At 30.4% G+C, this 8,932-nt stretch carries 4 protein-coding genes, 1 pseudogene and 1 riboswitch; of the genes and pseudogenes, 2 read left to right on the forward strand and 3 right to left on the reverse strand.

Features of this window, described 5'->3' with window-relative positions:
- Window positions 1-141 precede the first annotated feature (141 nt).
- Window positions 142-239: riboswitch (SAM riboswitch) on the reverse strand.
- Between the two features lie 404 nt (window positions 240-643).
- Window positions 644-844, reverse strand: a pseudogene (locus Q0T35_RS10060) (MerR family transcriptional regulator); the annotation flags it as partial.
- A 428-nt stretch (window positions 845-1,272) separates the two neighbouring features.
- Here Q0T35_RS10060 and Q0T35_RS10065 point away from each other — a divergent pair.
- Complete coding sequence (locus Q0T35_RS10065) at window positions 1,273-1,431, forward strand: hypothetical protein (RefSeq protein ID WP_295842928.1); 159 nt, start codon at window positions 1,273-1,275, stop codon at window positions 1,429-1,431.
- A 329-nt stretch (window positions 1,432-1,760) separates the two neighbouring features.
- Here the strand turns inward: Q0T35_RS10065 and leuS are convergent, their stop codons facing one another.
- The gene (leuS, locus tag Q0T35_RS10070) at window positions 1,761-4,616 is read right to left on the reverse strand and encodes a leucine--tRNA ligase (RefSeq protein ID WP_295842931.1); all 2,856 of its coding nucleotides are present in this window, start codon (window positions 4,614-4,616) and stop codon (window positions 1,761-1,763) included.
- Between the two features lie 229 nt (window positions 4,617-4,845).
- Complete coding sequence (locus tag Q0T35_RS10075) at window positions 4,846-5,481, reverse strand: DUF6348 family protein (protein ID WP_293917060.1); 636 nt, start codon at window positions 5,479-5,481, stop codon at window positions 4,846-4,848.
- Window positions 5,482-5,779: 298 nt separating this feature from the next.
- Between Q0T35_RS10075 and Q0T35_RS10080 the strand changes: the two genes are divergently transcribed.
- Complete coding sequence (locus Q0T35_RS10080; protein ID WP_295842933.1) at window positions 5,780-8,839, forward strand: T9SS type A sorting domain-containing protein; 3,060 nt, start codon at window positions 5,780-5,782, stop codon at window positions 8,837-8,839.
- Window positions 8,840-8,932: the final 93 nt, after the last annotated feature.

Below are 8,932 nucleotides of genomic sequence, written 5' to 3' on the forward strand. Positions count from 1 at the left end.
AATAAATACATTAAAATTCATTAATCATCATAAAACAACTTATACAAGATTCCCATTAAATTTATAAAAAAACTTTATAAAGCTTCTTTATATAGGCCGAAAGAAGCTTGAATTATTTTCTTGGTGTATGTAAGCTGTTTCGACTTATCTTTCCTTTACGGTTGGATGCAGCACCTACTCATAGAAGAGGGTTGCTAAGGTATCATAGGGCCAATTCCCTCCACCTTTCTTGATAAGTAATTTTATTAATGATCGTAAATTATTTTACAAAGATAAATTTTATTTTTAAAAGTCCAATAAAAAAACACTATATTATAAAGTTCGAAAATTAAATTGACGAATGATTTAATTGTCATAATATAATAGTTTAAATATTTTTTTCTTATGTATTATTCAAATTCGCTCTGGAAGCGGTTAATATTTACTATAATATTTCGGGATTTGATAGGTTCTAATGATTAATTTTTTTATTAAAAATTAAGCTAAAATTATTGTTAACTATACAGGTAATTTTGAAAAAGTGTTTATTATACGAAAGAAGTAAAGAAGTTGCTATAGAAATATGATATTGTTTTACTATTGATTTTTCGCTATTATTGAAATTCTTGGTAGTACTCTTCAATCTTTTGCATTCTATACAGTCTAGCTTATTCGTGGTAGCATCCAGCGTATATTCTTCATCTAATAATTCTTTTATAAGTATTATCTTCTTTATATTTTCGAAATAATATCTTCGATTCTTTCTTTTTTGCCCTGTCAACCTTTTTGTAATACCTTTTTTCTTCCAATATCTAATTTGTCTACTGGGAATGACTGTAATTCGGGATACTTTTAAAATCTCTATAAATAATTATTGTAAAAATATCAGGATTGTCCATATTGTAAATTATTTGACAAATAAGTTTAATTTAAAAATCTTTTATGTTTACAGATAAAAATGAAATTATAAACGGGGTAACTGATAGAATAGGATTAGGAATTGCTCACGCATTTGCCCATCAGAAAGCTCATATTATTTTAATAACTAAAGTTTAAAAAAACTACAAAAAGTTAAATAAGAATTCACCTCTTCTCAAATACCCATTACTATTTTTTCTGTAGATTTATCCATCATTTGGCAATTACCTTAACTAAGTAAATCTATTTTAGAGGATATCAATCATGTGGATGTATTAATTAATAATGCAGGAATCGGTCGTTTTATTTCGTTTGAAAATACAAGTGAATTTTTTTAATTATGCATATCAATCTTAATATCAAAACCCTTATGTATTGACTCAAAATTTTTATGAATCTTTGAAAAAAAGTAAAGGAAACGGAATTAATATTTCTTCGTATTTTTCTCACAGAATGTTATCCGATAGAAATTCAACTGTCTACTCAATGACAAAGGGGGCTATAGATTCATTTACCAAATCATTACCTTTTTAGATAGTAAAAAAGGAGTAAAAGTAAATGCCATTGTGCCTGGAAGCATTAATAGACCGATGTTAAGGTATAATATAAATCAGCTTATAAAATAAGGTCTGAAACATTTTCAAATAAGGGCTTCAAGTGTTTTTTCGACGGATAAAATTGTTTCTTTTGATGACATACGAACTACAGCTGTTTTTTTAGTTTTCGATCAAGCTAAAAAGACAACAAGAACCCTATTATCAGTGGATAGAATAACCTACTACCAATTTGCATTGGTAAGAATAAAAATTATTCGATAAAAATTAAAACCCAATCCATAAGTTGGATTGGGTTTTCAAACACATTTATATAACAATGTTAATAATTCGTTTAGGCACTACAATAACTTTCTTAGGAGTTTTACCTTCTAAATAATTCGGAGCTTTCTCGTGAGCCAATACAGCTTCCTCTATTTCTTGAGCAGTGGCAGAAATTGGCATTTCAATTTTAAAACGTACTTTTCCATTAAAGCTAACCGGGTATTCAAAGGTATCTGAAACAAGATATTCTGCTTTAAATTCAGGGAAGGGCTGAAATTCAATACTATTAGAATGACCCAATTTTTCCCATAATTCTTCGGAAATATGAGGTGCATAAGGAGAAATTAAAATACATAAAGATTCTAAAATTTCTCTTTTATGACATTTTATTTTGAATAAATCATTGGTTGCAATCATAAAAGAGCTAATAGAGGTATTGAATGAAAAATTATCCAAATCATCTTTAACTTTTTTAATCAATTGATGCAAAATACGTTGCTCTTCTTTATTAGGATTTTCTTCCGATACAAAAAAAGTTTCATTTTCTCCGGAGTGATAAAGTTTCCAAAATTTCTTTAAAAATCCGTGAACTCCACTCAATCCTTGTGTATTCCAAGGTTTAGCTTGCTCAATTGGTCCTAAAAACATTTCATACATACGCAAACTATCTGCGCCGTATTCATCGCAAACATCGTCCGGATTTATGACATTATAATATGATTTAGACATTTTTTCAACTTCCCTGGCACAAATAAATTTACCTTCCTCAAGAATAAATTCAGCATCTTTAAATTCGTCTCTCCAATCTCTTAATCGATCTAAATCAACCTCATCCGTAGTTCCTTTAAGAAGATTGACATCAATACGTAGAGGAGTTACGTCATGTTCTTCCTTTAATAAATGGTAAGAAATGAAATTATTGGTTCCGTTAATTCGGTAAATATAAGCACTTTGGCCTAAAATCATTCCTTGATTAATTAGTTTTTGAAAAGGTTCTTCCTGAGTTACAAATCCATAATCTTTTAAGAATTTATTCCAAAAACGAGAATATAATAAATGTCCTGTTGCATGCTCACTACCTCCAATATATAAATCTACATTTTCCCAATAATTCATGAGAGTTTTGTCGGCGAAGCAAGTATTATTAGTAGGATCTGTATATCTCAAATAATACCAGGAACTTCCCGCCCATCCGGGCATCGTATTTAAATCTAAAGGAAATATAGTAGTGTTATTAATAAGGTCATTACTTACAACTTGTTCTTTTTCAACATCCCAAGCCCACTGGGTGGCACGACCTAAAGGCGGATCGCCGTCTTCAGTAGGTAAATATTTTTCAACTTCCGGAAGAATTAAAGGTAATGCAGATTCCGGTAAGGAGTAAGGGATATCATCTTTATAGTAAACTGGAATCGGCTCACCCCAATATCGTTGACGTGAAAAAACAGCATCACGTAATCTATAATTAGTGGTTCCGTGCCCGATTTTCATTCGTTCTATTTCTGTAATAATCTTAGCTTGCGCTTCTTGTACAGAAAGACCGTCAAGTATTCCTGAATTTACGCAAGCACCCTCTTTGGAAGAAAACGCTTCTTCCTGAACATTTGCCCCTCCTTTAATCACTTCAATAATAGGAAGGTCAAAATGCTTCGCAAACCTATGGTCTCTTTCATCATGGGCCGGAACCGCCATGATAGCGCCCGTTCCATATCCTACTAATACATAATCTGCTATATATATAGGAATATTTTTTTTGGTAAAAGGATTAACTGCATAAGCTCCTGTAAATTGACCTGATACAGTTTTAGCATCAGCAATTCTTTCTCTTTCAGAACGTTTGATGCTCTCATCTTTATATTGGTTTACTTTTTCGTAGTAGTTACCAGTGGTAATTTGATCAACCAAAGGATGTTCGGGAGCCATAACCATATACGTTGCTCCATAAATAGTATCCGGACGAGTGGTAAAAATTTTTACTTTTACTTCAGAGTCGACAACTGAAAAGATAACCTCTGCTCCTAAAGATTTACCGATCCAATTACGTTGGCTTTCCTTAATAGATTCGCTCCAATCTATGATTTCTAATCCAGTAAGAAGCCTTTCGGCATAGGCGGTAATTCGCATAGACCATTGCATCATTTTTTTCTGGTACACAGGATATCCTCCTCGCTCTGAAAGTCCGTTAACCACTTCATCATTTGCTAAAACTGTTCCTAATGCAGGGCACCAGTTGACTGTTGTTTCGGCACGATATGCTAATCGATAATTTAATATAATTTTCTGTTTGGTTTCTTCTGAAAAACTATTCCAGTTTTCAGAAGTAAATAGTTCTTCCTGAGAAGTGCAAGCTTGTATATGAATATTTCCCTCTTTTGTGAAAATATCTACTAATTCTTTAATAGGTCGGGCTTGTTTTCTCTCTTTGCAGTAATATGAATTGAATAGTTGGATAAATATCCATTGTGTCCATTTATAATAATTGGGATCAGAAGTACGAACTTCTCGGTTCCAGTCAAAAGAAAATCCCAACTTTCTTAATTGATTATTATAGCCGGTGATTTTATTATTTTTATTGTCAACTCCACCATTGATATTTACTTCGGTAGTTATAGCCGGATGTTGACCTGTTTGTATAGCATACTGCTCGGCCGGGAGTCCGAAACTATCATATCCGATAGGGTGCAGCACATTAAAGCCTTGATGACGTTTAAATCTTGCATAAATATCTGAAGCAATATAACCTAAGGGATGGCCCACATGTAAACCTGCTCCTGATGGATATGGAAACATATCTAATACATAAAATTTAGGTTTATCTGTACCGTTAGAAGCTGCAAAAGTTTGTTGCTCCTTCCATTTTTTTTGCCATTTTTTTTCGATTTCCTGAAAATTATATTGCATGGGTAATAGTTGAATTAGATTTTTGCAAAGGTAATGATTTATTCAGTTTTTAAAATGTCATTATAGTTCATTTTAAAAATGTCTGATATGATATAATTATTATAGAATTAAAATAAAACTTATGGTTGGTATTTTCTGCTTACTTATAATATTAACATTCTTTTAAAAAGGTAAAGTTTATTTTATTTAGGTAAGAAAAAATTAAGAATAAAAAATGAGGTTAAGATATTTACTTACGTTTAAGAATAATAAAATTTCTAAGGCTATAAAATTTATCTGAAGGTACCCATGATACAGATCTTAATTTTTTTTCCATTTCGGGCCAAACTTCATTATTTTTTAAAGTCTCAATCATAATCTCTTTATCATTTATATTTGCATAATAAATACGCAGCCAGTAAATATCTTCTTCTAAATTTTCTTCTTGTATTTGTTCTTCGATAGTTTTAAATAAATTTTCCGGGATGTTGAAATCTCCTTTACATCCAAAATTACCAATATATACGTTCCATAAATCTCCATTTATATTCCACTCTTCAATACCAATCTGTTCATCATTATTTATTTGCCAGAAAGCAGCCAAAAAAACATGGAAAGAATTTGCGACAAAATTTTGAAAAGCGTTTTGAATAGCAGAATATTTATCCTTACCTATACCTAAAAAACTCTCAGAAATAGCTTTTTTATTTTGCAAAAGCAAAGTTATGTCTAAGCGTATGCTTACTCCGTTCTCATATTCCTTATAGTCAAAAGTATCTGCGCGCATAGCAGGAAGCTGTTCATCAACGAGAAGCCAATCTTTATATTCAATACATGTGAGATCTTGTGCATATAACATTTTTGCGAGAATTTCTTGAGGCGACATAGATTATTTTTTAATCAAAAATACACAAAATCTTTATTAAAAAAAGTATACAAATAGGTTACTCTTAGAGATAAATCGTTAAATAGTTTAATAACCTAATTAGAACAAAAGACGAAAAAATGTACAATTGTTAGTATGTTTTTACTTATATTAATAAATAATTACAAATTTATTTTAATAATAATATTGATATAATTATAGGGTTAAATAAATAATAATTTATTTATAAATTTAATTTACTATATTTTTTAAAAATAAAATAAATTATTATATTTGGTCGATAAAAATTAACTTAACTATGAGGAAATTATACTTGATATTATTTATTGGAGCAAATTCTTTATTTACCTCAGCACAAAATAATAAAATTGTAGGTCCTGGTGGAGTGCCAGGCGCTGTCCTATGGATGAAAACCGTCCCTGAATCAAAAAATCTTAACGCAAGATATTTATGGAAAGATTTCTCGGGAGACTCGTTACGTCTTACTTATAACGATAACCAAACTGAATATAGAGTAGAATGGAATGTATTTGGGAGATCAATTAATTTTAATCCGTCCTTACTCTTGACTAACCCAAGTTCAAGTAAGGAAATACAGATAAAAAGTGCAAATTTATCTACGGCTACTATTTTAGGAACGTATCTAGAGGGCAGTATGATTGGGAATAAATTTGAAAATCCCGATTATATTTTTACCTTAAACGGGGTGCAGGGAAAAGGATTTGTCTTAAATAAAGATAAAATTATCCATAGTAATGAAAGTCATAAAGGAGTTCTAGATTATGGTTCAAAAGAGGGAAGAGATTTGATGTATCATCCCGATGGTAAGTCCGATGTAGATTTATTAGAATACCAAGAAAAAACTGTACAATTATTTACTTATTTCCGTACGAATAAGCCAGTTACTAATATATGGGGTGAAAAGAAAAGTTCAAATTTATCATTAGGTGAAAAATTTTACACATCTAACGAACATAACAATTCAACCTATGATACGGATTTGTTTAATCCGAATACCATATATAGAGCATATATGCCAGAATTAATTATGTATGATCGTTTGTTGACTCCTTTTGAGAAAATAAAGTCAGAGACCTATTTGGCATTGAAATATGGTTTCATGCTGGAAAGCTCATTTATCGGAAGTAGTAATACTCTACTTTGGGATAAAGATATGAATAAAAAATATCATCATAGAGTAACAGGAATCTATAGAGATGATAAAAGCGGATTATATCAAAGAAAAAGTTCTACTTCTTATGAAGAAAGTCCATATTTTGCCTATTCATTAGCGGGTGATTCTTATGATGCTTCCAACAATTATAATCTTTCCAATAGAAATAAATTGTTGGTTATTGAAAAATTTCCTGCTAATTCAATGTTAGATAATGAGTTTTTTATTTGGGGAGATGACAATCAGAATCTGAAAACAGATCAGATTGAAAGCATTGCGGGAATGAATATTATGAATCGTCGTTGGCTAATGCTAACAAATTCATATTTAAATGAAAATGAAAATGACGTAACTTGGTATATACAAAATAATTTAGAAACCGTTAAAGAAAAATATAAATTTTCGCAGGTAAAAATGATTAATGATCGTAGTAAAGATTCCGAAACTGCGATTATGTATAGTGAAAAACCTCTATCAGGATACGAAGGGCATGCTTCTTTAACCTTAGTAAATTATGGAGGAATAATGCTTAAGTTCGGTACGAAAAATGTTACAGATCAAGATAATCCTAGTGCTGATTATGGTGTTTTCATAGACCATCAAGGAAATATATACACTGTTGTTAAAGGTATGATAACTCATGCTATTAACCTTAAAGTGAAAGCAGGAGATCGTTTACAAATTGATAAGACAAAAGATGATTTTATCATACGATTTAACGGATATGCTCCCCCAGTTTCGGGGTTAGATTCACCTAATATACCGTTGGATGAAGAGGATATAGATAAAGATTTTTATGTAAGTCTTGTCATGTACCGAGGATATTTCGAATCAGTTATAAAAGATTTTAGAACTGGAGGTTTTATTAATAGCGGTAACAGAATAGAATTAGGTTATATAGAACACCGAGCAGAAGAGTTTGCACCTTATAATGACAATAAAACTTATTTATTAGTAGATCGTTCCGGAAAAGGAGATTTTAAATTGGAGGATACAGTGTTCTATTTATCTGACGAATATGATCCATATAGAAAAAAAATTGTATTCAACAATGTATTTTTTCCTAAAGAAAGTGTATTTACTTTTGGATACAGACCCTCCAATATTATAGCTAAAATAAAGAAAACCAATCCAACCTGTGATGTTTCCCCAAACTCAAAAGATGACGGAGCCATTCAGATTAACATATTAAGAGGGGATGATGGTTTTGAATACCAGCTGATAGATCAAAAAGATCAGGAAATAAAAAGATCAGGAGTATTTTTTGGTAAAGATTTAAATTTAACTGAACTTTCCTCCGGCCAATATACCTTAAAATTAAAAGAATTGGGAGGATTTAATATTCTTTCAGATTCTACTAACGTTGAAGCTAAAGCATACAGTAAACAATCTATAGATTGGGATAGAGGAGGTTTTTTCCAAACCACAATAAAAGGTAATGATCAGAATTTTCAGATGGGATTGTCTATTAATCCAACATTAGATAATGCCTTACATTTAGGATTTGAAATAAACAATGGACGAGTTTATATAATTAATGATTATGTGAAAAATAAAACTCCTTTAGAAAATATATATGTTAAAGAAGGAGATTTAGTGCAGATTTATAAAGATTTCAATGAAAGACAATCTCCATATAAGGTTTATTATAAAATAAATGGAGTTACTTTTTATACTCAATATACGACACTATATCATTATTTTATTGTAAAACTAAACAATAATGTAGGAGGTATTTATAATATAAAAAATACTGATACTAGTATTATCACAGGATCCAACCCTACAGTTTGGAATTATCAGGGAACCTATCCTTATCCGGAAAAGGAAAATTTTTCTGAAACTACTCTCGAACAAACCATTATTCTTAAAGATGATTGCGTTAAAAAACAAGAAATAGATGTAGATGAAGAAGCAATTTTAGCGAAATCTAATAATAACGTTCAATTTTACTATAAGGACTTCAAAGATAAATCGGTGATTACAGGAAATGTTAAATTAAACCGGCCATCTACAATCATGGTTTCTGTGTTTGATTTTTCAGGAAATATGGTTTATAATAAACATATTAACAAAAGCGATAAAGAACACACTTTTGATATTACAGGTCTTCTAAAGGGGGTATATATTGTCAAAATATTTACCGATGAAGGAGAATTTACTAAGAAGATTTCTATAAACTAATTACTAAATAAAAGTACTTAACTATGAAATTAAAAACAAACCAAGCCCGGTTTACATCAATAGTTCTGCTTTCAACTATGATTTTACAGAGCT

Origin of the sequence: uncultured Apibacter sp. (assembly GCF_946479295.1) — a bacterium.
Taxonomy (GTDB): Bacteria; Bacteroidota; Bacteroidia; order Flavobacteriales; family Weeksellaceae; genus Apibacter.

Excerpts from the sequence above, each read along its gene's own strand:
- leuS (WP_295842931.1), bottom strand. The coding sequence starts at position 4,616 with ATGCAATATAATTTTCAGGAAATCGAAAAAAAATGGCAAAAAAAATGG.
- Q0T35_RS10075 (WP_293917060.1), bottom strand. The coding sequence starts at position 5,481 with ATGTCGCCTCAAGAAATTCTCGCAAAAATGTTATATGCACAAGATCTC.
- Q0T35_RS10080 (WP_295842933.1), top strand. The coding sequence starts at position 5,780 with ATGAGGAAATTATACTTGATATTATTTATTGGAGCAAATTCTTTATTT.